The following is a 24,879-nucleotide window of genomic DNA, read 5'->3' as shown; positions in this document are numbered from 1 at the left end:
CTTTGGAATGAGACGCTGTTTGCTTGGTAACAACCATCGTATCAATCTATCGATCAGCCGCCTCCCTTTCTCCTCAAGCACTTACCACCGTCTTCTCCTCCATTGCAGGCTTAAGTAAGTGCCATTCGTGCTAGCCCGAGAGCGTACGGGGCGAAGCGTTTTACTGTCAGTATTCGCGAGAAGGAGGGGTTCAAACATCCGGTGCTCTTGCGAGCACCGTGCTTTTGGGGCACCCATGAAAGGGAACTGCACGCTGTGGACACTTAGGGTAGAGCGGTGAAAGCGCTTTCTTTGCTTCGTTTCTTTGTCGCTTTGGACAAAGAAATGACGCGCCGCCACGCGCAGTGGCTAATAGAGCGAAAAAAATCAGCTAACATAAAACCCGCGAAGACCTGGAAAGCAGCAACCCGGCATTGACTCCGTCCGCTAACGCAGAACCCGTGCAACCCGGCATCGACCCCGACCACAGACCCCACTAACAGTAAAGCCTCGTGCGGAACCAGATGGGGACCAACAACGCTATCGACCAGTCATCGCCAGCAAATCACCTTCCCACAGCATCACCGACCCAACCCACTCGCGGCGACTTGCTGCTCCACATATTGAGCGAACAGCGTATGCAGACGCGTCGACGGATGAATATCGTCAGCGAACATATACGTTTGATCTGCATTGGAGGTCACATACGTCGCCGGCGAGCACAGCAACGCGGTGTCATCGGGCGTTTTCGCAGGGTCGCAAGCCGTGCTCGTATTCGATACAGCAAAGCCATTCGCCTGGAAGTTCGCAATGATTTGATCCGTCCATGTGTAGGAATCGACCTGGATTACCTTGCCTTGCAGACCATTCGCCTGCAAGGCGGCATTCAAGTCACTATTAAACAACTGCGATAACTGCGTCAGGTTTGCGCCGCCATCGGATGAAGTAATGCCCTTAGGCGTCAGCCCAATATTCGGGACATTGACCACTACGACATGCGTAGCGCCGCCCTGCACAATCTGTCCGACAATTTGAGCCAAAGCGGTTGCTGCCGTCTGCACGACCGGCGCGGCAGCCGGCAGTGACCCGGCACGAAGCACATCGTTAGCGCCAGCCCAGACCAGCACCAATTGACCGGAGTTGAAACTACCGTGAGCAGATAAATAGCTCGAAACCTGCTGATTGACAGGCATTTCTACATTGCCGATCACGTCAGTCAGGAAGTCATTCTGGTCAGCCGGCGTTGCCACCGTGGAGCCGCCCTCCGCGTAGCCAAGGCCGCCTTGCGCGCTTAACTCGTGAGCGAGGTTGATCGTAAAAGCCGCGGTGAGCGTATCGCCGTAATATTGCGCGACATCCTGAGTCCACACTTGTCCCGGATTGGTCGTGAAACGGCCGCCGCCGACCGCGCTGGCGATTGGCGCATAAGTCCCGACGTCGGACAAACTGTCGCCGAATGAGACGACTTGCAGATCGATGCCGCCCGCAGGCGCAGCCGCGCCGCTCGAGCCGCTTCCCCCGCCACCGCCACACGCCGCGAACAGCGACACCACACCGGCAAGAATTGCAGCGCGTACCTTGTTATTACTTCCTGGCATAGATCCTCCCCGCGGGTCGGCAGGGCAGCGGCCTTATACATCGGGCTTAAGCCGGGCTTATCGCCAGCCTGCATATCGCTATTGCGATACGGATGTTTGCTCAAGCAAAAAGCATGCGCTATCTTTTGAATGCGGCGCGGTTGCGGAGCATCTCCGATAACGTCGCGCAGTTGAGCGCACCAACGGAGATAAACGGACACAATAGACACAACATGCACGACTTCCCCGCACAGGCGAATGAAACGTGACCGCGCGCCGGTCCCGAATCCTCTGCAACTTTCTCAGGAGACAAGCTTCATCATGGAATATCGTCAACTCGGTCGATCTGGCCTCAAGGTCTCAACCATCACACTTGGCACCATGACAATGGGCGGCAAGGGCAAATTTGCGAACGTCGGCGAAGTCGGCCTGGACGAAGCGCGCCGGCAGATTGACATGTGTATCGACGCTGGCGTCAACCTGATCGATACGGCCGACGTCTATTCGAATGGCGCGTCGGAGGAAATCGTCGGCGAGGCGCTCGGCGGCAAACGCAAGGGCGGCGTGCTGATCGCCACCAAAGCACGCTTTCCAATGGGCGAAGGCCCGAATGACAGGGGTCTCTCGAGGCATCACTTGATCCAGGCTTGCGAGGCGAGCCTGCGCCGCCTCAAGACCGATGTAATCGACCTCTACCAGGTTCATCAATGGGATGGGCTAACGCCGCTTGAAGAGACGCTCGAAGCGCTCGACTTGCTGGTCAAGCAAGGCAAGATCCGGTACGTCGGCTGCTCGAACTACTCGGGCTGGCACCTGATGAAAGCATTGCATGTGAGCGAACGGGATCGCCTGCCGCGTTTTGTAAGCCAACAGATTCACTACACGCTCGAAGCACGCGAAGCGGAGTACGAGCTCGCACCCATTGCACTCGATCAGGGACTGGGCATCCTGGTCTGGAGCCCGTTGGCGGGCGGCTTGCTCTCAGGCAAGCATCGCCGCGACGCAACGCCCGAAGGCACGCGACAGCTCGCCGGATGGACCGAGCCGCCAATCCGCGACGAGGAACGGCTGTGGTCGATCGTCGACGTACTGCTCGAGATCGCCGGCGAACACAACGTCTCGGCTGCACAAGTTGCGCTAGCGTGGACGCTCGGGCGGCCTGCTGTCACGTCGGTAATCATCGGTGGACGCAACGAAACGCAACTGCGCGACAACCTTGGTGCGGCGAACCTCACGTTGACAGATGAACAGCGCGCGCGACTCGACAAGGTAAGCGCCCCGCCCCTGCTCTACCCATACTGGCACCAGGTGCAAACCGCACACGACCGTCTTGGCGGACCGGATTTGTCGCTACTCGGACCGCATCTGAAGGCTTAGGCTGATCTGATTTGATCCAGTCGCTCTCAGGCGCTCTGCTATGGAGAGCGCCCGTGAGCAATGATTCTTCAATACTAAGGATACCGAATGTCACCGTGATCGAAAGTCAGTCAGTCGGTTTTCTTGCTGAACGCCTCGAACGCCTGCTTGAAATCCGGATGCCAGCGCGACAACGGCGGACGGTTCTCCACAATATCACCCGCGGCCCACAGGATGCGCCGTTCGTCGAGCGAACGAGGTACGTCGTTGTCGGGGCAGAGAATGTAGAAGTCGCCGGCATCCAGGCGTTCCAGCATGAAATCGACGGTTTGCTCAGGCGTCCAGGCAGCGGCCGGCTTCTCGCTGCGACCATGCGCGGCAAGGTTGGTGAACACGAAACCCGGGATCAGCAAATGAGCGCTGAGCTTGCAATCCGGCGTGTTGCGCAACTCGTGCTGCAGCGCTTCGGTGAACGCCTTCAGGCCGGCCTTGGACACGTTATAAGCCGGGTCGCCAGGCGGTGTAGTGATCCCTTGCTTGGAGCCGGTGTTGATAACCAGACCCGGCCGGCCGCGCGCGATCATTGCAGGAACGAAAGCCTGAGTGCCACGAATCGCTCCCCACAGGTTGACGTCAAGCACCCGCTCCCAGTTCGCGACCGAACCGAACACGGCGCTGCCAGGTTGAATGCCGGCGTTGTTCATGAGGATATCGGTGCCGCCGAAGCGATCTCGAACCGCCGTCTCCAGTCGGCTCAGGTCCTCGGTGCGGCTGACGTCGGTCTCGATAGCCATGACATCGTCCGCTCCATGGGCTGCCACAGCGGCGATTTCCCGCGCTGCGTGTGCGAGTCGATCCGCGCCCAGATCCGCGATGCAGACGCGAAGTCCGCGTTGCGCGAATCGCTTGGCAGCGGCGAGGCCGATACCGGCAGCACCGCCCGTGATAACGGCGACCGATCCGGCAGTGAAAGCAAAGTGTGTCATCGATGATCCTTCGTGGACGAGTGCCAGGCACCCTACGGTGTCAATTATCCCTGAGTTAGCTCCGCTCAATCAGAAAGCGCGGTCACAAGCGCGAATTGACATCGTCACATCCTGCGCAACGAACGCGATTGCCGCAGCATGCCAATGCATACATCCACCAGACTCTCGGCATCACGCGGCAGGACGATCGAATCCTGCTCCAGCAGCCAGTCTCGCAACACGCCGTCGAGAAACGCATGCACGATGCCGGATGCGCGAACCGTATCAAGGTCGGACGGCAACTGACCTCTTGCGATCGCATTTTGCAGCACCCGCTCAAGCTGCTTTCTGCCGTTGCGGGTGGCGTTGCGTTGTCGATCGAATACAAGATCCATGTCGCGCGTGTACTCGCACTTCGTGAACAGGACTTCAAACACGCGGCGGCTGTGTGGTTCCACCGCGGTCCTGCGAAGACAGAACACCAGGAGTTGCCGTATCTTGCCGAGCGGATCCGGCTCTTCGGCATCGGCCGATGCCAGGACCAGCATCTCCATCGGCAACATGACGCGGTCTGTCATCGCGACAAACAGTTCGACCTTGTTGCGAAAGTGCCCATAAATCGCGCCGCGCGTGAAGCCCGCCCGCATCGCGACGTCTTCAAGCGTCGTGCGGGCAACGCCATGCTCGGAGAAGACCCACTCGGCCGCGTCGAGAATCCGGTCGCGCGTTTCCAGCGCCTGTTGCCGTGTTCGTTTCATCTCTCGCTGCGCCGGTGCATGGCTAATCGAGCGCGCCACATCCGGCGCGCGGAGTCTCGCTAGGCTGGCGTGCCCTCCCCTGCGGGGTTCGCGCGGCCTGTGCCGCCACCGTCATGCTCGCCACCGCCCGGCGGGTTGCCATCGTGGCCACCCTGGCTATCTCCATCGCCGTCACCGTGGTGGGGCATCTTGTGCGATACCTCGTCGAGCTTGTCGCCAAGCAATTTCCGGACGACCACATAGAACACCGGAATCAGCAGTAGCCCAAGGAAGGTCGCAAACAACATGCCGCCGATCACGCCAGTACCAATTTCGTGACGCGAAGCAGCGCCTGCTCCCGACGATATAACGAGCGGGAACACACCGAGGATAAAGGCCATCGATGTCATCAGGATCGGGCGCAATCGCAGACGAGCCGCGCTCAGGACGGCATCGCGCAGCGTCATGCCTTGTTGCTGGCCCTCCACCGCGAACTCGACAATCAGGATCGCGTTCTTCGCCGCGAGGCCGATCACGGTCACGAGACCGATCTTGAAGTAGATATCATTTGGTACACCGAACAAGAGACAGAACGCCAGCATCCCGAGCATGCCAAGCGGCACGACGAGCAGCACAGCGGCCGGAATTGACCAGCTTTCATACAACGCGGCAAGGCACAGGAACACCACCACGATCGACAGCAACAGCAGCGTGATCGCCGACGACCCTGACAGCAATTCCTGGAACGACTGACCGGTCCAGTCCGCCGCGAAACCCGTCGGCAACTGGCGGTCCACAATATTCTGCAGCACGTTGATCGCCTGTCCGGTCGAGTAGCCCGGGGCGGAGTTGCCGACGATCTCGATCGCGGAGTAGCCGTTGTAGCGCGGCAGCACCGTGGGTCCAAAGCTCCATTTGGCATTCACTACGCTCGCGAGCGGCACCATGTTGTAAGGGCTGATCGATGTATTCGCAGGAGACGGGTCGACGGGCGTCGTGAAGCCGTTCGACGCAACCGTGCTGCTCGCAGCCGAGGCCGAACCGGTGCCGTTGGTGAACAGGCTCGGCGTATAAAGATGCTGGAGCGCGTCGATTCCCATCCGGTACGGCGCATCCGCCTGGATATAGACGCGCTTCACGCGCCCGCCGTAAGTGAACTGATCGATATAAAACGGCGCGAGCTCTGTCTGGAGCGTGGAGTAGACATCACTTAGCGACAAGCCCATTGCCTGGGCCTGAGTACGGTCCACCGCGATGTCGAGTTGCGGGGCGCTCGGCAACGAGTTGGGGCGGATGCCGAACAGCACCGGGCTCTTCGTCGCTCCCGCGAGCAGCGTGCCCGTGGCTTGGCCAAGCTCTGCGCGCGATTGGCCTTCACGTGCCTGCAGATACATGTCGATCCCGCCGAACTGGCTGAGACCGCGAATGGTCGGCAGATTCACCGCGAAGATCTGCGCATCGGTGATGCCATGCAGGGTCTGGTTGATCTTCGGAATCAAAGTCATCGCGGTGTCATGGCGCTTGTCCCAATCCGCCAGCTTGATAAAGGACATGCCGACGTTTTCACTCGTACCGACAAAGCTGAAACCTTCCGGCTGGAAGATCGCTACGATCTCCTTGCTGAAGGGACTGTTCGAAAGCTTGTCGCGGACCTCCGTCATCACGTGGTCCGTACTCTGCAGCGTCGAACCGGGCGGCAGGTTGATGAGGGCGAGCACGAAACCCTGGTCTTCATCGGGCACGAAGCTGGTCGGCAGTTTCGTATAGAGAAAACCCGTCAGCACCACGACGAGCACGAATACGATCATCCAGCGCGGCGCATGAGTGACGGCGCGAGCGGTCTGGCCGATATATTTTTTCGTCGTCCAGTCGAACGTGCGGTCGAACCAGCGATAAAACCAGTTCTTTTCCGTTGCGTGTTCGGGCTTCAGGATCGCCGCGCATAGCGATGGGGTAAACGACATCGCGAGGAACGCGGAGAATCCCATCGACACTGCAATGGTCAGTGCGAACTGCGCGTAGATAATGCCGGTCGCGCCCGGCTGCAGCGCGGACGGGATGAACACGGCGGACAGCACCACCGTGATCGCGATGATGGCGCCGGTGATCTGGCCCATCGCCTTGCGGGTCGCCGCTCGTGGCTCCAGATGCTCCTCGGTCATGATGCGTTCTACATTTTCGATCACGACGATTGCATCGTCGACCACGATACCGATCGCCAGCACCATGCCGAACAGCGTCAACTGGTTGAGCGTGTAATGCAGCGCCGACAGGCCAATGAACGTCCCGAGCAGCGCGACCGGAATCACGAGCGTTGGAATGATCGTCGCGCGCAGATTCTGCAGGAAGATCAGCATCACGAAAAACACCAGCACGATTGCTTCGACGAGCGTCCGGATCACGTCCACGATGGACGCGGTAATGAACGGCGTGGTGTCGTAAGGCACGCTCCATGTGACGCCTTCCGGCAGATCCTTCGCCAGCGTCGCCATCTCGGCCTTGACCGCCTTCGCGACCGCTAGCGCGTTCGCGCCCGGCAGCAGGAACACAGCCATGCCTCCCGCCGCCTTGCCGTTATAGACCGGCGCGAAACCGTAGGTCTGCGAGCCGAACGAAACACGCGCCACGTCGGAGAGCTTGACCGTGGTGCCGTTGTTGTTGGCGAGAACAATGATGTCCTGGAACTGCTTGATCGACGAAAAGAGACTATCGCCCGTCACGTTCGCCGTAAACACCTGCCCTTTCACCGCGGGATCCGCGCCAAGCGAGCCGGCTGCGAACTGTGCATTCTGCGAGCTCACGGCATTGAGCACCTGGGTCGTCGACAAGCCATAACTCTGCAGCTTGTTCGGGTCGAGCCAGATACGCACTGCGTACTCCGAACCAAGCAGCGTGGTATTGCCAACACCGTTCACGCGGCCAATATTAGGCTGGATCTGCGAAGCGAGGATGTCGGAGAGACGCCCAGCATCAATCGACGGGTTGTCTGATTGCAGCGCGACGAACAACAGGATGTCAGGGCTCGCCTTGGCCACCACGACGCCCTGCTGCGTGACCTGCGAAGGCAGCAGCGGCTGGGCGAGCGTGACCTTGTTCTGCACCTGCACCTGCGCAATATCCGGGTTGGTGCCGGTAGCGAACGTAAGGGTGATTTGCGTCTGACCATTGGAGCTCGACGTCGAACTGAAGTACAGCAGATTGTCGATGCCGGTGAGCTGCTGCTCGATCACCTGCGTCACCGTCGATTCCATTGTCTGGGCGCTCGCGCCCGGATACTGCGCAGTGACGGTCACTTCCGGCGGCGCGATGTCCGGGTACGAATCGATCCCCATGCCGTGCACCGAGATGATGCCGAACAGGCAGATCAGGATCGCGATAACCCAGGCGAAGACGGGGCGGTTGATGAAAAAACTCGGCATGTGCGTTTCTCCTACTGGGCCGAGCCGGCCGAAGCCGCTGATGCTGTGGAAACCGGCTCGGTCGAAGGTGCCGTCGAAGGTGCCGTCGAAGCCGCCGCGGTAGCTGATGCCGCATTAGACGCAGCAGGCGGCTGCCACGCGACCGTCTTCACGGGCGCGCCTTCCCTCACCATCTGCACGCCGGTCACGATGATCTGGTCGCCGTCAGCGAGCCCTTGCGTGACGATCCAGTTATTGCCGAGGCTATCGGTCGCCACAACGTCCTTGCGGCCCACCTTGTTGTTCGCGTTGACCAGGAACACAAACGCGCCGACCGTGTCGCGCTGGACGGCCTGCTGCGGAACCAGGAACACATTGTTCTGCTGACCGAAGTTAACCGTCAGCGTCACATACATGCCGGGCAGCAGACGCCGCTGCGGGTTCGCAACGAGCGCGCGCAGGTTGACCGCACCGGTCGCCGCATTGACCGATACGTCGGAGAAATCGAGCGTGCCCGCCGTGCCATACGCCACACGATTAGGCAGCGCGATTCGCACCGTGGTGTGACTCTGCTGTGACAGGTCGACTGAGCCCGCGCTCTGGGAATCCTGCAGCGTCGCGAGGTCAGCCGAACTGATCGTGAAGTTCACGTACATCGGATTGATCTGCTGAACCGTGGTCAGCAGCGTGCCGCTGCCACCCGCGTCTGACGTGCCGTTGCCGACCACCGCGCCCGCCGTCACTTGCTGTTGTCCGGCGATACCGCCTATGGGCGCCGTCACGCGTGTGTAGTTGAGCGAGACCCGTGCGCTCTCGACAGTCGCCTGGTCGGCCTTGACCTTGGCTGCGGCGCTGCGCTCGGCGGCATCGGAATTGTCGACGGTCTGCTGCGAGACCGAACCGACCGGCAGCAGCTTGCGATTGCGCACGGCGGTGATGCGGTCATTGACGTAGGTGGCCTGATCTTCGGCCAACAACGCGAGATCATTGTTGAGCTGCGCGCGATAAAAGACTGGATCAATCTCGAACAGCAACTGCCCCGCGCGCACCTGTGAGCCTTCCGTGTAATTGCGCCGCAATAACACGCCGGACACGCGGGCCGTTACGTTCGCGCTGTAGTAAGGCGAAAGCCGGCCGACGAACTGACGTTCAAGCGGCACCGATTGTGACTGCGCCTTCACCACGGCAACTTGCGTGGGCGGCGGCGGCGGCGTGCTTTTCGAGCAGGCGGCGAGCACGATCAGACACAGATACGACTGCGCCGAGCGCTGAGAACGTGACGTCATGAAAACTCCGTTCTTGCTTGAGTTCAGCGCGCGCGGGCTCCGCTGCGTGCTGGAATCGAATGGAACAGCTTGTAAGTCAGTCCGCGACCGCCTCCGAGGCAGGCTGCACTGGCACTTGCGAAACGGGCGATGAAACATGCGATGAAGCAGCGGCCGGCATCGAGGCGACCTCTGCGTCATCACGCTGCCAGCCACCGCCCAGGTTCTTGACGAGTTGCACGTTACTCTCGGCGAGCAACGCTTGCGTGTCGCGCAGATTCTGCTCCGCCTCGAGCAATGTCAGCCGTTGCGTCAGCAAGCTCTGCTGACTAACCGCGCCGGCATCGAACTGCGCCTGCTCGCTCGCGAACAACCGGCTGTTGCTGTCGTACACCTTCGCGAACGCGCCGGCCTGTTCCCGCAGGTGGTTCATCGACGACAGGCTGTCCTCCACGCTCTGGAACGCAGTCAGGACCGTGTTCCGATAGATCGCGACGTCTTCGTCGTAGGTCGCGCGCGCGCCGCGCACAGCAGCCGTGCGGGCGCCGCCGTCGAAAATCGTTTCCGCGAGTTGGGGGCCAAGCGTCCAGAAGCGGTTCGGGACCGTGAACAGATGTGCCAACGTGTTGTGCGCGAAACCACCTTCAGCCGAGAGCGTCAGCGACGGATAGAACGCAGCTTCGGCGAGGCCTATGCCCGCATTGGCCGCCGCAGCCGTGCGCTCGGCACTGACCACGTCATAGCGCCGTTCGAGTAATTGCGAAGGCAGTGCCGGCGGTACGGCAGGCGTAAGGAAGGAATAGTTTGGATCGGCGGCAACGGAGAATGTCTCCGGCGGCACGCCGGTCAACACGGCAATTGCGTGCTCGTCCTGCTCGCGCGTTGTTTCGGTCGCCTGCAAGTCGGCGATGATCGTTTCGAGATTTTCCTGCGCGACCAGTACGTCGTCGTTCGACGCGAAGCCCTCTTTGAAGCCGGTTTGGACCATCGACAGAATCTGGCTGTCGACGTCCTGCTGTTCCTTCAGCGCGTGCGTGTCGAAATCAGCCTGGCGCAACTGGAAGTAGTCAGTGACGACACTCGCCGTGATCGAGATGCGTTCACCGGCAAGCTGCGCATCCGATGACTGGGCGTTCGCTTTCGCCTGCTCGATCTCGCGCCGTATTTGTCCCCACAGGTCCAGTTCCCAACTCACGGTCCCGCTGGCGAGCACGCTGTTGCCCGCTGCGGCAGATGAACCGGAACTCGCGGCGAGTCCTCCAATGTTGCCGCCAGAACGCGCACCGGATACACCGGCCGTGACGATCGGAAACAAGCCGGCCTGTTGGGACTGAACGGTGGCGAGCGCGACGCGATAAGCGGCTTCCGCCGACGCAATCGACTGGTTGGCCTTCAACGACTGCTCGACCAGGCCATTGAGTTTGTCGTCGCCGTACATGCGCCACCACGTGCTCGAGATCGCGGCCTGCGGATTCGCTTCGGCGCGATGCCAGTCGACGCCCTCCTTGAACCCTTCGGGTATCTGGACCTCGGGCTTGCGATAGTCCGGGCCGACCATGCACGCAGCGAGGGATGTGGCGACGATAAACGCGACGCCACCCTTCACCACACGCCGCAATCGAAAGCGTGCAGTACTTACATAAGTGACATCCGAGGTCCGACAATCACCTTTCAAGTGAAGTCTCCTGTGTCGATCGGAGTCAGCGCTTAACTGGGTTCCATCCATGGTCCCTTAGCGCTTCCGCCGGTCTCATGCAGACTCGTTCTGCATACCGGATAAGCAGTCCAACAACGAGATGGATCGTATTCTAGCCAGCCATAGAAGAACTTGCAGATTTGAGCGCGCAAGAAACATGGATGACAATCGATGTCGCGTCGCATCTAATTGTTTTAGGCAATCTGGAGTGAAGGCTAGGTCTGTCCGACACTCGGAAGTCACTAGCGATTTAGTTAGCAATACATCCAGTAATTCAATGGATAAGCTTCTTCCTCACGCTAACGATGCATGCTTGGTCGAACCTGAAATATTTGGAAAAATGCGGCGGAAATTGTGAATTCGATGCGGTCCATCGAATAAGCCGCGCACTTGCCGGCTTGAGGATCGCCTTGAGGAGCGCTAGTTCCAAAGCTATTCGAACCATAGTTTTCTACTGCTTACGGTCATCGAACATTTCGTCAGGCAAACGAAAACTCAGGTCGGGTCGACCATTCGGCTTAATCGTCGTACCTTAGCGATACGCGATCAATATCTGAACTTCTCACCTGATATGTCCTGCGTCCGCGCGTCTGCGCGCTCTATCTACTATTGCGGCAACAGTAGCCTGAGCCTGCGTGCGCCGCGTAGCCCGGACAGTGCGAACTATTTTCCCCTGGCTATCGGGATGAAGCGCCCAGTAAAGCGCTGCGATCCAGCACACCACCGTCCAGCCGAACAAGGCGTTCAGCAGCGCCAGCAACAAGACATTGCGACGCCCTTTGCGGTCAGCCAGAATGGCCGGCAGGAAATACACCACGACTGCGGCCGTAACCGCAACACCTTCAAACAGGTAGCGAAGCATGTTCACCTCCGGCCGGACACATGACGTCAGAGAATTGCCATTTGTCCAAAAAGATAAACTCAATACTACGATTACAGGTATTTAACTTAAAGAGATATTCCGCGAATACATTATTCGCCCGAACGCAAGAATCGCGGTTTAAGCCGCGGTTAAACCTGACAAAACATGACGGCCGGCTTTAAGGCGCTCTTAAGGAATGTCGGACGACAAGCATGCTAAGGATACCTATACGGACGTCGTGCCGAGCCGCGTTGTGAAGAAGCCGGCCCGGGGTTGCATTCTTAGGCCGAAATTTCCGGGCTGCCGTCACTCCAGTGCTGGCGCTTAGCGGCGTCCGATGTCCTCAAGAAAAACTGATACCTTGGTCAACCCCTCTTGAAGGACATCGAGCGGGTTGGCAAAACCAATCCGGATATATCCCTCCATGTCGAACGCGCTGCCCGGTGTGAACATCACGCCGGTTGCCTCGATCAGCGAAGTACAAAATTCGGTCGACGACATATCGACATCAAACTTGACCAGACATACCGTCGCGGCCTTGGGCTTCACATACGACGCCAGCGACTCCTTGCCAATCCAGTCGTCGAGCACTGCAAGATTCGTCCGCGTGATGGCGTGGTTACGCGCAAGAATCTTGTCCTTGGCCTCAAGCGCAATGGACGCAAGATAATCGTCGATCATGCCTACGCTGATGGTGTTGTAGTCACGATGAATACACACCGCGCGAATCAGCTCGACCGGTCCGGCAATCCATCCCAGCCGCAACCCGGCCAGCGACCACGTCTTCGACATGCTTCCGGTGCTGATACCCCGCTCGTAAAGATCAGCGACAGAGGCGGTGAACCCTGAGCCTTCCTGATCCGTGCCCCGATAAACCTCATCGCACAAGAGGTATGCGCCGCACGATTGAGCGATGGCCACCACCTCCTTGAGGAAGGCTTCATCCATTAGCGAACCCGTCGGGTTGTTCGGATTGTTGATGGCGATGAGCTTGGTTTTCTGGTTTGCCAGTTTGCGAAGCTCGTCGAGATCCGGCAGAAAGCCGTTCTCTTCGCGCAGCGTCACGGTCTGCAGATCCGCGCCATAACTTTCGGGAATCGAGTAATGCTGCTGGTAAGTCGGCAACACCGCGATGACCCGGTCGCCGGGTTCGATCAGCGTCTCGTACACCAGCGCATTACCGCCAATGGCGCCGTGCGTCACAACAATATTCTCCGGCGTCTGCCGCTCATATAAAGCCGCGATATTGGCCCGCAGCCGGTCCGAACCTTCGATCGCGCCATAGGTCAGCTTCATCGGCAGAAGCTCGTCGAGCAGACTATCCCGCTTGCCCGTCAGATCGAGCAACTGCGCGACTGTCAATGATTCGACGCAGGTTTCAGCAAGGTTATAGCGCGCTTCATGCTCGTACCGGTCCATCCAGCGTTCGACAAGAAAGTCCTTGATCTTCATTGCAATCTCCGTGGATCAGCTATCGCTAACAATAGCCCAAATGATGAGCGAAAAAACACAACCGGACGAGTTCATCTCTCTGAACCGGCCGGCATCGACGCAGCTAACTTTCCGTTTGACCAATTATATTTTACAGTCTATCTTAGACTAACAAGTACATTTCGATAAACGACATGACGCTATCGACTGAACATTCCGAATTGCCCAGCCTCTCGCCGGGCGCCTCGCATCGCCTGTTGAAACACAACTTCGAGGGCGCGTCGGATGGGTCCGCTGGTTCGGTTGGGTCGCACCTCAGTGCTTATATACAAGCGGGTTTGCATGCTGACGAGTTGCCCGGGCTGCTGGTGATCCAGCATCTGCTTGAGGCATTGGTCCTGCTGGATAATGCAGGCCGCATTCACGGACGGATCGTCGTGAGGCCGTTCGCCAACCCTGTTGGTCTGGGTCAGCGTGTGTTCGGCGCGCATGCCGGACGCTTCAATCTCGACAATGGCGAAAACTTCAACCGCCGTTTTGCCGATCTGACCAGCCGGGTGGAAACGGCGCTGGCTACTCGCGATATCGGCCATAACGACGTCAAGCGCGCGAAGGCATTGTTCGCCGATGTGGCGGCAGAAATAGCGCCGCTCGACCCCGTCGCGGCCATGAAGGCAGCGCTCCTGACTGAAGCGCTGCAGCACGACATCGTGCTTGACCTGCATTGCGATACGGACGGCATCCTCCACCTGTACAGCAATCGCAGCCAGCGCGCACAAGCTGTCGCACTGGCTCGATGCATGCAGATCAAGGCCGTGTTTCTTGAGGATGTCGCGGGCGGAACTCCGTTCGACGAAGCCATCGCACAATGCTGGTCGGTGCTTAAAAAAGCAGGCGTGATCGATGATGAACACGCCGCGTTTTGCACGTCGATCGAACTTCGGGGGCAGGCTGATGTGTCAGACGATTTCGCACGTGCCGATGCCCAGGGCATTTTGCAATACCTCGCTTTGCGCGGCCTTATTGATGTCGATACTGACAACCACGACCATGTACGCCCGCTCGCTGAGCACGAGGTGATGGTGTGCCCGCTCGAAGGCGTGTCGCATGTGCCGGCACCTGTCGGCGGTCTTGTCTCCTATAAGAAGCGGCCCGGCGATGCGGTCAAAACCGGTGAGCTCATTGCCGAGATTATTCCGCTGCATGGCGTTATTGGCGCGGCGCGTCATCCGATCTTCAGCGACGTCGATGGCTTGGTGGTCGTGCAGCAATACATGAAGCTCGTGCGGCCCGGCCAACGGGTCGCCTTGCTCGCGGGCAAAGAGCCGCTGCCTCATAGAAAACCGGGTCAATTGCTCAACGACTTTTAGCGGCATCAAGGTTGGCCACGTTTTCTCCTGGACCTTTTCATTCTTTAAATACGCGGAAGTGAGGATAGTCATGAGGCAAAATGCGTTAAGTGCCATGCTCGCGGTTGCGCTATGTGCGGCGGCGTCCATGCCGGTATCGGTGCGGGTCCAGGCCAAGGAGATTTCGACCATCCGCTTCGGCGTGGAAGCGTCCTACCCGCCGTTCGAATCGAAGACAGCGGACGGCAAGCTGCAAGGCTTCGACATCGATCTCGGCAACGCCCTCTGTGCGCAGTTGAAAGCGAAATGCGTGTGGGTGGAGAATGCGTTCGATGGCCTGATACCCGCGCTGCAAGCACGCAAGTTCGACGCTATAGATTCAGCGATGAACATCAACGCAAAGCGCAACGAGCAGATCGATTTCACCCAGCCGCTTTACCGGACGCCGGCGCAACTGGTGGCACGCACGGGCAGCACTTTGCAGCCCACGGCGGCATCGCTGGCATCGCATAAGGTAGGCGTGCTGCAGGGCTCGATCCAGGAGCAATACGCGAAAGAAGCGTGGGCTGCGAAGGGCGTGGATGTAGTCAGCTATCAAACCCAGGACCTGGTCTACGCCGACCTGGCCGCGGGACGGCTGGACGCGACCTTCGTTGATGCAACTGCCGCGAGCCTCGGCTTCCTGAACCAGCCCGCAGGCAAAGGTTTTGCATTCGCTGGACCGGCGGTCAAGGACGCAAAGGTCATTGGCACAGGGGTGGGGATCGGCGTGCGCAAGGGTGACAAGGAACTGGCCGACGCGCTCAACGGCGCGTTCGTGGAGCTGAAGCGCAACGGCACTTACCAGACGCTGTTGAAGAAATATTTTACGGTCGATCTCGCGGTCGACTAAGCCGCACGTGCGGAACATCGCACGACTGTTCCGCACGAATCAATATCGAACAATGACTAAAGCACGTAACCTGAAAATAGCTTCTGGACAAGCTTCTGAGCTCTTAGTGAAGCCGCCGTCCAAGCGAGCGGTCAAGCGCAGCGAGCCACAACCGTCGGCCGAGTTGCTCGGTCGCTACAGCGCCATCGCTGACGGTATCGTCCTGTTGTTTCCGCCGTACACGGAGGTCGTTATCCACGACCTCAACACGCAAACCGTGGTGCATGTGGCCAACAACCAGTCAAAACGCGAACTGGGAGACGAATCATCGCTCGACGACATCGAGTTCGATCCCGATGAAAGCGTGATCGGCCCGTATGAAAAATTGGGCTGGGACGGCCGCAAGATTCGCTCGGTCAGTATTGTCGTGCGCAGTGACGAGGGTCGGGCAATTGGCGTCATGTGCATCAATTTTCATATTGCGGCGCTGGAGCAGGCAAGGCAGGCACTTGACCTGCTCCTCTCCAGCACCGCGCTCCAGCCGCAGCCCGAGAAGCTGTTCCAGGACGACTGGCAGGAGCGCGTGAACATCTTTCTCAATCACTGGCTGCAGGAACGCAAGCTGGCGCTGTCCATGCTGACGCGCGAGCATAAGCGGGCGCTCATAGAAGCATTGCATGAGGAAGGCGCATTCAAGGGCAAGAGTGCGGCTAACTACGTGGCGAAGGTGCTGTCGATCGGCCGCGCCACGGTGTTCAATTACCTGAAGGAACTGAGGGGCAACGAGTGACGAATGATCTGTTTCAGCACATTGAGGAAGCGCATCGCGCTATTCGGCCGCAAGTGAGCGTGACACCGCTTGCGTTCAGTCCGATGTTGTCGAAGGCAACCGGATGCGAGGTATACCTGAAGTGCGAGCATCTGCAGCATACCGGCTCGTTCAAGTTTCGCGGCGCGACCAACAAGCTCCGCCTGCTCGATGCAGATGCGCGCCGCAACGGCGTGCTCACGGTATCGAGCGGCAATCATGGTCAGGGCGTGGCGCTCGCGGGCAAGCTCGCGGGCGTGCCCGTCACGGTCTACGCGTCCACATCCGCAGCGGCGATCAAGCTCGACGCTATTCGAGCGCTCGGCGCCGAGGTCATCACGCTAAACGATACAACCCTGGCCGTCGAACTGGAAGCCGCCCGGCAGGCAAAGCTCAAGGGCATGGCATTCGTGTCGCCGTATAACGACCTGGATGTCATAGCCGGTCAGGGCACGATCGGCATGGAACTGCATGAGCAAGCAAGCGATCTTGCTGCCGTATTCGCTTCGGTAGGCGGCGGCGGGCTGATTTCCGGCATTGGCACGGCAGTCAAGACGCTGAGTCCGAAAACCGATGTGATCGGCTGCTGGCCGGCGAATTCGACCGCTTTGTATAGTTCGTTGAAAGCAGGAAAAATCATAGACGTTGAGGAAACCGAAACGATTTCTGACGGTACTGCCGGTGGTGTCGAACCCGGCTCCGTGACCTTCGATATTGCCCGGGAGATCATAACCGGCACGTCGCTGGTAACGGAGGAAGAAATCAAGGCGGCCATGAAACTGCTTGCGCAAACAGACCGCTGGATGGTGGAAGGCGCGGCCGGCGTCGCGTTGGCGTCAATGCTGCAGCTTAGCCACCAGTACCAAGGCGGTGCGGTAGCCGTGGTGCTGTGCGGACGCAACATCATGCTCAATAAATTCATCGAGGCTGTTAAGTGAAAATCTGGACGAAAGACGAGATCATCGCGCGCTTCAATATGGAACGCGCGGTGCGCATGATTGAAGAAGGTTTTGTGGCCTACTCCCGCAAGACCGTGCAGGTGCCGCCGGTTCAAAACTTCCAGTTCGATGCGGTCAACGGCGATTGTTGTGTCAAGTCTGCTTATGTCGACGGCGCAGCAGCTTTCGCGGTCAAGGTGTCTACGGGCTTCTACGATAACCCCAAGCAAGGCTTGCCGAGCAACAACGGGCTGATCATGCTTTTTTCCGCCACGACAGGTGAACCGGTCGCGCTGTTGCAGGATGAAGGCTGGCTCACCTGCGTGCGTACCGCGCTCGCCGGACAACTCGCGGCACGTTTGCTTGCACCGCGCGAGGTGCACGGAATCGGCATCATCGGCAGTGGTGAGCAGGCGCGATTGCAGCTTGAATATCTGCAGCCGGTGACTGACTGCAGGGACATATTCGTGTGGGGACCAACCGCGAAAAACCGCGGACTATTCGTGGAAGAGATGTCGGAACGCGGCTTCAATGTGCGGGCGATGGACTCCGCGGAAGCCGTTGCGGCGCACGCCAACCTGATCGTAACCACGACGCCATCACGCGGACCCTTGCTGCGTTCGGACTGGATCCGCAACGGCACGCATATCACTGCCGTCGGCGCCGACGGCGCGGGCAAGCAGGAACTCGATCCGGCAATCGTTGCCCGGGCCGGGGTGATCGTGGTGGACTCAATCGATCAATGCAGCAAATACGGCGAGATCTCGCATGCGTTGGCTGCCGGGCTGATTCAACCCGCGCAGTTGCTTGAACTCGGCGCACTGCTGGACGCCGGCCAGCGCGCGCGCAACGATACCGACTCTGCCCAGATCACGGTGGCCGACCTCACCGGCGTGGCAGTGCAGGACGTGCAGATTGCGGGTAGCTTGGGGATTTGAACGTTTTTGACGGCTCGCAATTTCAGCGCGGTCACGGCGCTTGCCGCGATCAACCCGCCGCGCTGAAACTCATGCCGTAGTACGGCTGCGATAACGTCTTCGCCGAGCGTATGAGGTCTTCGAGCATCGCCGCGCGCTTGTTTGAATCAGTGTCGCGGCTGGTCATGAAACACAGCGCCGCCACCGCTTGTCCGTTCTTGTCGCGCACGGGCGCGGCCATGCAATATCGGAACGTGTGGGACAGGCCTTCCGTGCAGAAATATCCTTGTTGCACGGCGCGCTCGACATCGCCCAGGAATTCGGGCACTTCGATTCGCTTACCGTTGTCGAGCACGAAGTCTTCCTGCGGAATCAATGCGCGAATCTCGTCCGCGCTCAAGTGACCTAGCAGCAAGCGGCCGGATGCGGTCCATGGAATAGGGACTTTCACGCCTATGTCCGAACTGATGTTGAACGGACGCGAACTGTTCTCCGACAGCACGACGGTGTACTTGTTACCCTCCAGCATGCAGAGTTGCGCTGTTTCGTCGTGGCTCCGGACAAGGCCGAGGATGGCCTGGTGCGCGCGGCTGATCAGGTCGTTGTGGACCGCATAGTCGGACCCGTAGTAGTGCATCTCACGGCCAAAAAATACGCTGCCGTCCGCGCCCGCTTCCAGCCAACCGGCCTCGGTCAAAATTGTCACGAGTTCATAGATGCTTGAACGCGGCGCACCCGTTGCTTCGATCAGTTCGCGCATGGTCATGGGACGTCGCACGCTATGCAATTGCTTGAGGATGGAGACGACCCGGTCGACACCCCTCGCCCTCGAAGATTCCGTTACAGACATGACTCGAACTCCGTCGGCAGTATGATTCGCTTGGCTTGTCTTTGTTTGGCGCGAGCCTGGCGCGTGAGCGCTTGCAAACGGCGGCTGCGCACCAGTCGCACTCAATGGTCGAGTACCCGGTGCAGGAACTGTTGCGTGCGCTCGTTTTGCGGGTTCACGAAGATCTGCTCAGGCGCGCCCTGTTCGGCTATCACGCCCTTGTCCATGAACACCACGCGATCCGCCGTCTTGCGCGCGAACCCCATTTCGTGCGTGACGACCACCATGGTCATGCCATCGCGCGCAAGGCCGCGCATGACCTCGGTGACTTCGCCGACGAGTTCCGGATCGAGCGCAGAGGTGGCTTCATCGAAGAACATGATGCCCGGCTCAACGGCGAGTGCGCGTGCAATGGCAACGCGCTGCTGCTGCCCGCCCGATAACTGGCTTGGATAATGATCCGCGCGATCGGCGAGACCGACGCGGTCCAGTGCCTCCATCGCACGCTTGCGTGCGTCCGCCGGATTCATCTTGCGTGCCTTGATCAAGGCCAGCGAAACATTCCCCAACGCGTTCTTGTGCGGAAACAAATTGAACTGCTGGAACACCATGCCTACATGACCCCGAATCTCGCGTGCGCGGCGCGCGTCGTGCAGCGGTACTTCGTTGACCCAGACCTCGCCCGCGTCAGCCGTTTCAAGACCGCTCATGATTCGCAACACGGTGCTCTTGCCCGAACCGGAGGCGCCGATCAGGACGAGTACTTCGCCCTGGCGCACTTCGAGATTGATCTGCTTGAGCACCTGGGTCGTGCCGAAGGACTTGGTGACGCCGCTCAAGTTGATGATAGGTTTGATGACGGACTCGGATGCGATGGCGGTGTTCATGACAACAGGCTCCTTCTTCGATCATGGCGGCGCACCCACCGCGACAGGGGAAAGCACACGATGAAATACAGCACGGCAACCAGGCCATAGATCTCCACCGGCTTGCCGATCCGGTCGACAATCGCCTGGCCTTGATGCATCAGTTCCGACATGCCGATCATGCTGACAATCGATGTATCCTTGATGAGGGACAGGTACTGACCGATCAATGGCGGCAGCACGATCTTTCCCGTCTGCGGCAGGATCACCGAGAAAAACGCCTGCGTCTTGCTAAGCCCAAGGATCTGGGAGACTTCCCACTGCCCCTTCTGGACCGACTCGATTCCCGAGCGGAAAACCTCCGCGATATAGGCACCTTGGTACACGCTGAGCCCGATCACGCCGGCGGCGAATACGTCGATCGCGTAACCAAAGTACGACACGCCGAAGTAGATGAACATCAGCGTGATCAGGACCGGTGTGCCGCGAAAGAGCTCGGTATAAAGCCTCGCGAGACGAGGGGTACCCCAGGGTCCGAAGGTTCGTAAAACAGCCGCCAGCAGCCCCACAAGCGTACCGCCCACTATTGCCGCTACTGAGAGAATCAGCGTGGTTAGAAGACCTTGAAGCAGGATGGGAAGGCTGGACGTCAACAGGTCGCTTGTCATGGTCACTCTCCGGTTCCAGCGCTCACGCGGCGCCTCATGAACAATGGCCGGCGCGCGCGTTTTGCCAGTACGAGCGGTGGATGAAACAGCCTCGCGCCGATCATCCCGGCGACCCACGACAAAAAGTTGCTCAGTACCAAATATGCAATCAGCGTAATCGTGAACGTCTGGATGTACAGCAACGTGCGCGCATTGATCACGGTCGCCATGCCGGTCAGCTCCGGCAGCGCGATAGCCGATAGCAGCGACGTCCCTAGCAGAAGCTGGATCAGGTTGTTCACGATCGCGGGATAAACCGCCCGCGCGGCCTGCGGCATGACCACCTCAGTGAAGATCTGCGAACGCTCCAGCCCGAGAATAGAAGCTGCTTCCAGTTGACCACGCGGCACGGACTGAATACCCGCCCTGAACACTTCGGCGAGGTAGGCACCCACGTTAACGCCGAGCGCGATCACGCCGGCCGTATAGGCATCGAGCGTGATGCCCATTGACGGCAGGCCGAAGAAAACAATGAAGATTTGCAGCAGCACCGGCGTGTTGCGGATCACTTCGATATAACAACTCGATATCGCGCGCAGCACCGCGACGCGCGACGTGCTGGCCAGTGCAGCCAGCAGGCCGAGCAGCATCGCGACGACGAAGGCTAGCAGTGTGACCTGAAGCGTCAGCCACGCCGCCCTGACAAAGTCGTTCAGATAGCCCGACAGGGTCACCCATTGATAGCTCATTGCTCCTCCGTCGTCAGCCTTGCGCGATGCTTGCCGCGTGGCATTGAGTACTGTGGCATCAGTACCGTGGCTTTAGTGCTGCGGCTTAGTACTGCGGATTCAGCGGGAAACGCGGGTCAGCGCCAAACCACTTCTTGTAGAGCTGGGCATTCTGCTTCGACGCGTTGATCTGGAACAAGAACAGGTTCAGGTAATCGAGCCAGATCTGATCGCCCGCCTTCACGCCGAACGCGTTGTATTCAAGCGGAACCAGCGCTTCGTCGGTCACGGTCAAGTCGGGGTCGAGCGATGCCTGATATGCGAGGAAGTTATTGTCTTCGATCATCGCGTCGGCCTGGCCTTGCTTTACCGCGAGAATGGCGGCCTGCGAACTGTCGAATTCCTGGATCTTCACCTGCATGTTCAGCGCCCGGACTTCGTCGCCATTCGTCGATCCCTTGACGGTAGCTATGGTGCGGTTGGACATGTCCTTGATCGACTTGATACCGCTGCTCTTCTTGACGAGCAGCGCCTCGCTGGCCACTACATAGGGATTCGTAAAGCTGATTTCCTTGGCCCGTTCCAGATTGCGCGTGAAGTTGCAGAACACCACGTCGACCTTGCTGGTCTGCAGGTTTGGAATACGGTTGGCGCTCGTCGTATTGACCACTTCCAGCTTCACGCCCATTTGCTTCGCGAGCTCTTTCGCCAGATCGACGTCGTAACCGTCGGCGGCACCGTCCTTGTTATAAAAACCGAAGGGCGCGAAGCTCAGGCAGTCGCCGACACGCAGTGTGCCGCGCTGCAGGACCGCCTTTAGCGTGGACTCAGCCGAACCATCTTGAGCGGGCGTGGCGACCTTCGTACAGCCAACTAGCGTCAACAGACCGGCCACCGCGAGTGAACAGGCGATACGTGCGCTTATTTTGACAAGTCTCATTTGGGTCTCAGCCTTGAAAGTGAAAATGTCAGTTCAGGGACAACGGCGGCGACCAGAGAGGACCCTGGATTCAACGCCCTCACTGTGCGGGCGCAAGGGCCTGCATATAACGATATTGCGCACGGCTCGGTGCCGCGTGAAAGCGCGGCCAAGCCGGGTAGAGCGAGTTGTACCGCGTGTCTGATATATCGGAATCATGTCCGGCACAGCAGATGAACGAAGTCTTTCACAGAAAAAAACACGTGGCAATGGGGAATCGCGCTGATTTGGAGCGGCGGTTTTGAGCGTCTGGATCCGGCCTTTTGGTTCGATTACTGACGCCGTAAGCGTTGCGAATGCTCGTTGCGCAGAGCTTGATATGGGGAGGTTTGCCAGGTCTAGGCAAGGGAGATGGGCTGGGTGAACCTGGGGTTAGCGGGACGTGGAGTTGGCGGTCGGGTTCAAGCCGGGTTGCACGGGTTCTGCGTTAGCGGTCGGAGTCAATGCCGGGTTGCTGCTTTCCAGGTCTTCGCGGGTTTTACGTTAGCTGTTTTCTTTATCACTATTAGCCACTGCGCGTGGCGGCGCGTCATTTCTTTGTCCAAAGCGACAAAGAAACGAAGCAAAGAAAGCGCTTTTAACAGCTCTACCCTAAGTGTCCACAGCGTGCAGTTCCATTTCATGGGTGCCCCAAAAGCACGGTGCTCGCCAGAGCCACGGATGTGTGAACCCTTCTTTCTCCGAACACGGATACCCCACGCTTCGCCACCAGTGACTGAAGCTGCCCGAAGAGCACCCTGCGCTATCCGCCTAGAACCGACCACCAATTTGTACGCATGACGAACCACTTCGCTAACCCACCAAGCAACGACGGAGCCGAATGCTTAGGGCCTACCCCCCGAAAATGACAGCGCAAACCGAGCAGTTGACCCTGAAAGACTGCAGCGGTAAAAATGCGTGAGGCTGTGCGGGTCCGTGGGGCACAGGTGCTTGCCCGAGAGCGTACGGGGCGAAGCGTTTTACTGTCAGGATTCGCGAGAAGGAGGGGTTCACACATCCTAAGCTCTGGCGAGCACCGTGCTTTTGGGGCACCCATGAAATGGAACTGCACGCTGTGGACACTTAGGGTAGAGCGGTGAAAGCGTTTTCTTTGCTTCGTTTCTTTTTCGCTTTGGAAAAAGAAGAGCCTGTCCAAAATTTTGTGTGTAAGGCATAACATGTCGCAAAGGAGCATGTATGCCACGCAAACCGAAGGCGGCCGCTACGGCCGCGAGAGAATTGCCATGGCGGTTTCAAACCGAAGCGCAACAGGAGGCTCTAGTGTTTAGAGCCTTGAGTTTGGCTGGCTGAGGCAAGTGTTGCAGCGAAGACCTCGAATGGAGAATGGAACGCGTGAGTTGCTCGGGGCCGACTGTTCAGACTGTCGGCAATGGCATCGAGTTCGTCCTGACTGTAGACCGAGAGGTCGGTGCCTTTGGGCAGATATTGGCGAAGCAATCCGTTGGTGTTCTCGCAGCTCCCGCGTTGCCAGGGGCTATGTGGATCACAGAAGTAGATGTTCACGCCGGTGGCGCAGGCAAGCTCCTTATGCCGCGACATCTCCTTACCCTGGTCGTACGTCAAGCTCTGCCGTAGCGGCGCGACAATCGAATTTAGTTTGGCAGAGAAGCCTGCTAACGCGGACTCGGCGCTCGCGTCTTCCATCTTGGCGAGCAGTACTAGGCGGCTGGTTCGTTCGACCAGCACGCCGACAGAAGATTGGTTGCCTGCTCCCTTGATGAAGTCACCTTCCCAGTGCCCCGGCAGCAGTCGGTCTTCAATTTCGGGCGGCCGCACGTGGATACTGACCATGTCGGGAATCTGTCCGCGCCGGTCTGTGCCCCGTGTACGTGGCATGCGCGTGCTGTGGCCGTGGCGCAGGCAGGCAATGAGCTGACGACGCAGTTCGCCGCGCGGCTGGGCGTAGATAGCCGTGTAAATGGTTTCGTGCGAAACGTGCTGGGTCGAGTCGGTCGGATACATACGTTTAAGTGTGCCCGATATCTGTTGGGGCGACCATTTCCACTCGAGCAGGGTGAGAACCACTCGCCAGCAAACGGTTTGCAGGCAAAGCTTATTGGGGCGGCGTCCCGCGCTACGGCGTGCGACGCTCAGTGCTTGAGCCGGCTGGGATGAATAGCCAACCGCAGAGCTGTTTCGCGTCAGTTCACGGCTAACGGTGGCTGGCGAGCGCCCGAGTATCCGGGCCATGGCCCGGACACTCACATTCTGTAGCCGCAGGCTTGCGATGGCCAGGCGCTCTTCAGGTTGGAGTTGCTGGTACGAAGTTTTTTCGGGCATTGCGACACCTTATACGAGATAGGTGTTGCACTTCGCTTTTGAGGCCGCCCATCAATTCCTAAAGAACTGATCGATGAGTTCGTCAAGGGTCCAATGAGTGCCGAGGCGATCCAGTCGGCGTCGATGGCCTTCAAGAAGGCGTTAATCGAACGGGCGCTGGGCGCTGAACTGGGCCATCACCTTGGATATCCGGTGGGCGCTGAACGGCCTGAGGAGCTCACCAATCACCGTAACGGCAAGAGCGCCAAGACGGTACTGACCGACGACGGTCCGCTGCGTCTGGAGATCCCGCGGGATCGCGACGGCAGCTTTGCACCCATCCTCATTCCCAAGCACGAGCGCCGCTTTACCGGCTTTGACGACAAGATCATCGCCATGTACGCCCGAGGCATGACGGTGCG

General features: G+C 59.1%; 21 protein-coding genes. 7 read left to right on the top strand and 14 right to left on the bottom strand.

The window, feature by feature from the left end; all coding sequences use genetic code 11:
- Positions 1–560: 560 nt before the first annotated feature.
- Complete coding sequence (locus ACMX25_RS38660; protein ID WP_414955114.1) at positions 561–1,577, bottom strand: SGNH/GDSL hydrolase family protein; 1,017 nt, start codon at positions 1,575–1,577, stop codon at positions 561–563.
- 300 nt (positions 1,578–1,877) lie between these two features.
- Between ACMX25_RS38660 and ACMX25_RS38655 the strand changes: the two genes are divergently transcribed.
- Entirely contained in the window at positions 1,878–2,933 is a 1,056-nt protein-coding gene (locus ACMX25_RS38655) for an aldo/keto reductase (RefSeq protein ID WP_414955113.1), read from the top strand.
- 110 nt (positions 2,934–3,043) lie between these two features.
- On the opposite strand, the gene ACMX25_RS38650 is transcribed toward ACMX25_RS38655, so the two are convergent.
- The 7 genes from ACMX25_RS38650 to ACMX25_RS38620 form a co-directional block, all read right to left on the bottom strand.
- Positions 3,044–3,898: an SDR family NAD(P)-dependent oxidoreductase gene (locus tag ACMX25_RS38650; RefSeq protein ID WP_414955112.1), complete on the bottom strand. Its 855-nt coding sequence runs from the start codon at positions 3,896–3,898 to the stop codon at positions 3,044–3,046.
- 104 nt (positions 3,899–4,002) lie between these two features.
- A complete protein-coding gene (locus ACMX25_RS38645) occupies positions 4,003–4,635 on the bottom strand; it encodes a TetR family transcriptional regulator (protein WP_414955111.1) in 633 nt (210 codons plus the stop codon).
- Positions 4,636–4,694: 59 nt separating this feature from the next.
- Entirely contained in the window at positions 4,695–8,033 is a 3,339-nt protein-coding gene (locus ACMX25_RS38640; RefSeq protein ID WP_414955110.1) for an efflux RND transporter permease subunit, read from the bottom strand.
- 11 nt (positions 8,034–8,044) lie between these two features.
- On the bottom strand, positions 8,045–9,298 hold the full coding sequence (locus ACMX25_RS38635) for an efflux RND transporter periplasmic adaptor subunit (RefSeq protein ID WP_414955109.1): 1,254 nt from the start codon (positions 9,296–9,298) through the stop codon (positions 8,045–8,047).
- A gap of 76 nt (positions 9,299–9,374) precedes the next feature.
- The gene (locus ACMX25_RS38630) at positions 9,375–10,952 is read right to left on the bottom strand and encodes an efflux transporter outer membrane subunit (RefSeq protein WP_414955108.1); all 1,578 of its coding nucleotides are present in this window, start codon (positions 10,950–10,952) and stop codon (positions 9,375–9,377) included.
- Between the two features lie 583 nt (positions 10,953–11,535).
- On the bottom strand, positions 11,536–11,835 hold the full coding sequence (locus tag ACMX25_RS38625; protein ID WP_414955107.1) for a superinfection immunity protein: 300 nt from the start codon (positions 11,833–11,835) through the stop codon (positions 11,536–11,538).
- Between the two features lie 324 nt (positions 11,836–12,159).
- A complete protein-coding gene (locus ACMX25_RS38620; protein ID WP_414955106.1) occupies positions 12,160–13,287 on the bottom strand; it encodes an aminotransferase in 1,128 nt (375 codons plus the stop codon).
- Positions 13,288–13,460: 173 nt separating this feature from the next.
- On the opposite strand from ACMX25_RS38620, the gene ACMX25_RS38615 reads away from it, so the two are divergent.
- The 5 genes from ACMX25_RS38615 (at position 13,461) to ACMX25_RS38595 (ending at position 18,170) form a co-directional block, all read left to right on the top strand.
- On the top strand, positions 13,461–14,636 hold the full coding sequence (locus tag ACMX25_RS38615) for a succinylglutamate desuccinylase/aspartoacylase family protein (RefSeq protein ID WP_414955105.1): 1,176 nt from the start codon (positions 13,461–13,463) through the stop codon (positions 14,634–14,636).
- A gap of 70 nt (positions 14,637–14,706) precedes the next feature.
- Positions 14,707–15,507 carry an ABC transporter substrate-binding protein gene (locus ACMX25_RS38610; protein WP_414955104.1) on the top strand — a complete coding sequence of 267 codons (801 nt, stop codon included), beginning with the start codon at positions 14,707–14,709 and terminating at the stop codon, positions 15,505–15,507.
- 106 nt (positions 15,508–15,613) lie between these two features.
- On the top strand, positions 15,614–16,276 hold the full coding sequence (locus ACMX25_RS38605) for a helix-turn-helix transcriptional regulator (protein ID WP_414955103.1): 663 nt from the start codon (positions 15,614–15,616) through the stop codon (positions 16,274–16,276).
- The gene (locus ACMX25_RS38600) at positions 16,273–17,232 is read left to right on the top strand and encodes a threonine/serine dehydratase (RefSeq protein WP_414955102.1); all 960 of its coding nucleotides are present in this window, start codon (positions 16,273–16,275) and stop codon (positions 17,230–17,232) included. Before ACMX25_RS38605 ends, ACMX25_RS38600 begins: the two co-directional genes overlap by 4 nt.
- Positions 17,229–18,170, top strand: coding sequence for an ornithine cyclodeaminase family protein (locus ACMX25_RS38595; RefSeq protein WP_414955101.1), 942 nt, complete (start codon positions 17,229–17,231; stop codon positions 18,168–18,170). Before ACMX25_RS38600 ends, ACMX25_RS38595 begins: the two co-directional genes overlap by 4 nt.
- Before the next feature lie 49 nt (positions 18,171–18,219).
- On the opposite strand, the gene ACMX25_RS38590 is transcribed toward ACMX25_RS38595, so the two are convergent.
- The 6 genes from ACMX25_RS38590 to ACMX25_RS38565 all read right to left on the bottom strand — a co-directional run bounded on the left by ACMX25_RS38590 (position 18,220) and on the right by ACMX25_RS38565 (position 24,478).
- A complete protein-coding gene (locus ACMX25_RS38590) occupies positions 18,220–18,999 on the bottom strand; it encodes an IclR family transcriptional regulator (RefSeq protein WP_414955100.1) in 780 nt (259 codons plus the stop codon).
- A gap of 101 nt (positions 19,000–19,100) precedes the next feature.
- Complete coding sequence (locus ACMX25_RS38585) at positions 19,101–19,865, bottom strand: amino acid ABC transporter ATP-binding protein (RefSeq protein ID WP_414955099.1); 765 nt, start codon at positions 19,863–19,865, stop codon at positions 19,101–19,103.
- Positions 19,862–20,512, bottom strand: coding sequence for an amino acid ABC transporter permease (locus ACMX25_RS38580; protein ID WP_165103612.1), 651 nt, complete (start codon positions 20,510–20,512; stop codon positions 19,862–19,864). Before ACMX25_RS38580 ends, ACMX25_RS38585 begins: the two co-directional genes overlap by 4 nt.
- 2 nt (positions 20,513–20,514) lie before the next feature.
- Positions 20,515–21,240, bottom strand: coding sequence for an amino acid ABC transporter permease (locus ACMX25_RS38575; RefSeq protein WP_414955098.1), 726 nt, complete (start codon positions 21,238–21,240; stop codon positions 20,515–20,517).
- A gap of 85 nt (positions 21,241–21,325) precedes the next feature.
- Entirely contained in the window at positions 21,326–22,159 is an 834-nt protein-coding gene (locus ACMX25_RS38570; RefSeq protein ID WP_414955097.1) for an ABC transporter substrate-binding protein, read from the bottom strand.
- Between the two features lie 1,296 nt (positions 22,160–23,455).
- Positions 23,456–24,478 carry an IS30 family transposase gene (locus ACMX25_RS38565; RefSeq protein ID WP_414955096.1) on the bottom strand — a complete coding sequence of 341 codons (1,023 nt, stop codon included), beginning with the start codon at positions 24,476–24,478 and terminating at the stop codon, positions 23,456–23,458.
- A gap of 54 nt (positions 24,479–24,532) precedes the next feature.
- Here ACMX25_RS38565 and ACMX25_RS38560 point away from each other — a divergent pair.
- A partial coding sequence (locus ACMX25_RS38560) for a transposase (RefSeq protein WP_414955115.1) occupies positions 24,533–24,879 on the top strand: 347 nt, incomplete at its 3' end.

It is taken from the genome of Caballeronia eucalypticola (assembly GCF_047608185.1).
Classification (GTDB): Bacteria; Pseudomonadota; Gammaproteobacteria; order Burkholderiales; family Burkholderiaceae; genus Caballeronia.
This window is presented reverse-complemented; position numbering and strand designations above follow the sequence as displayed.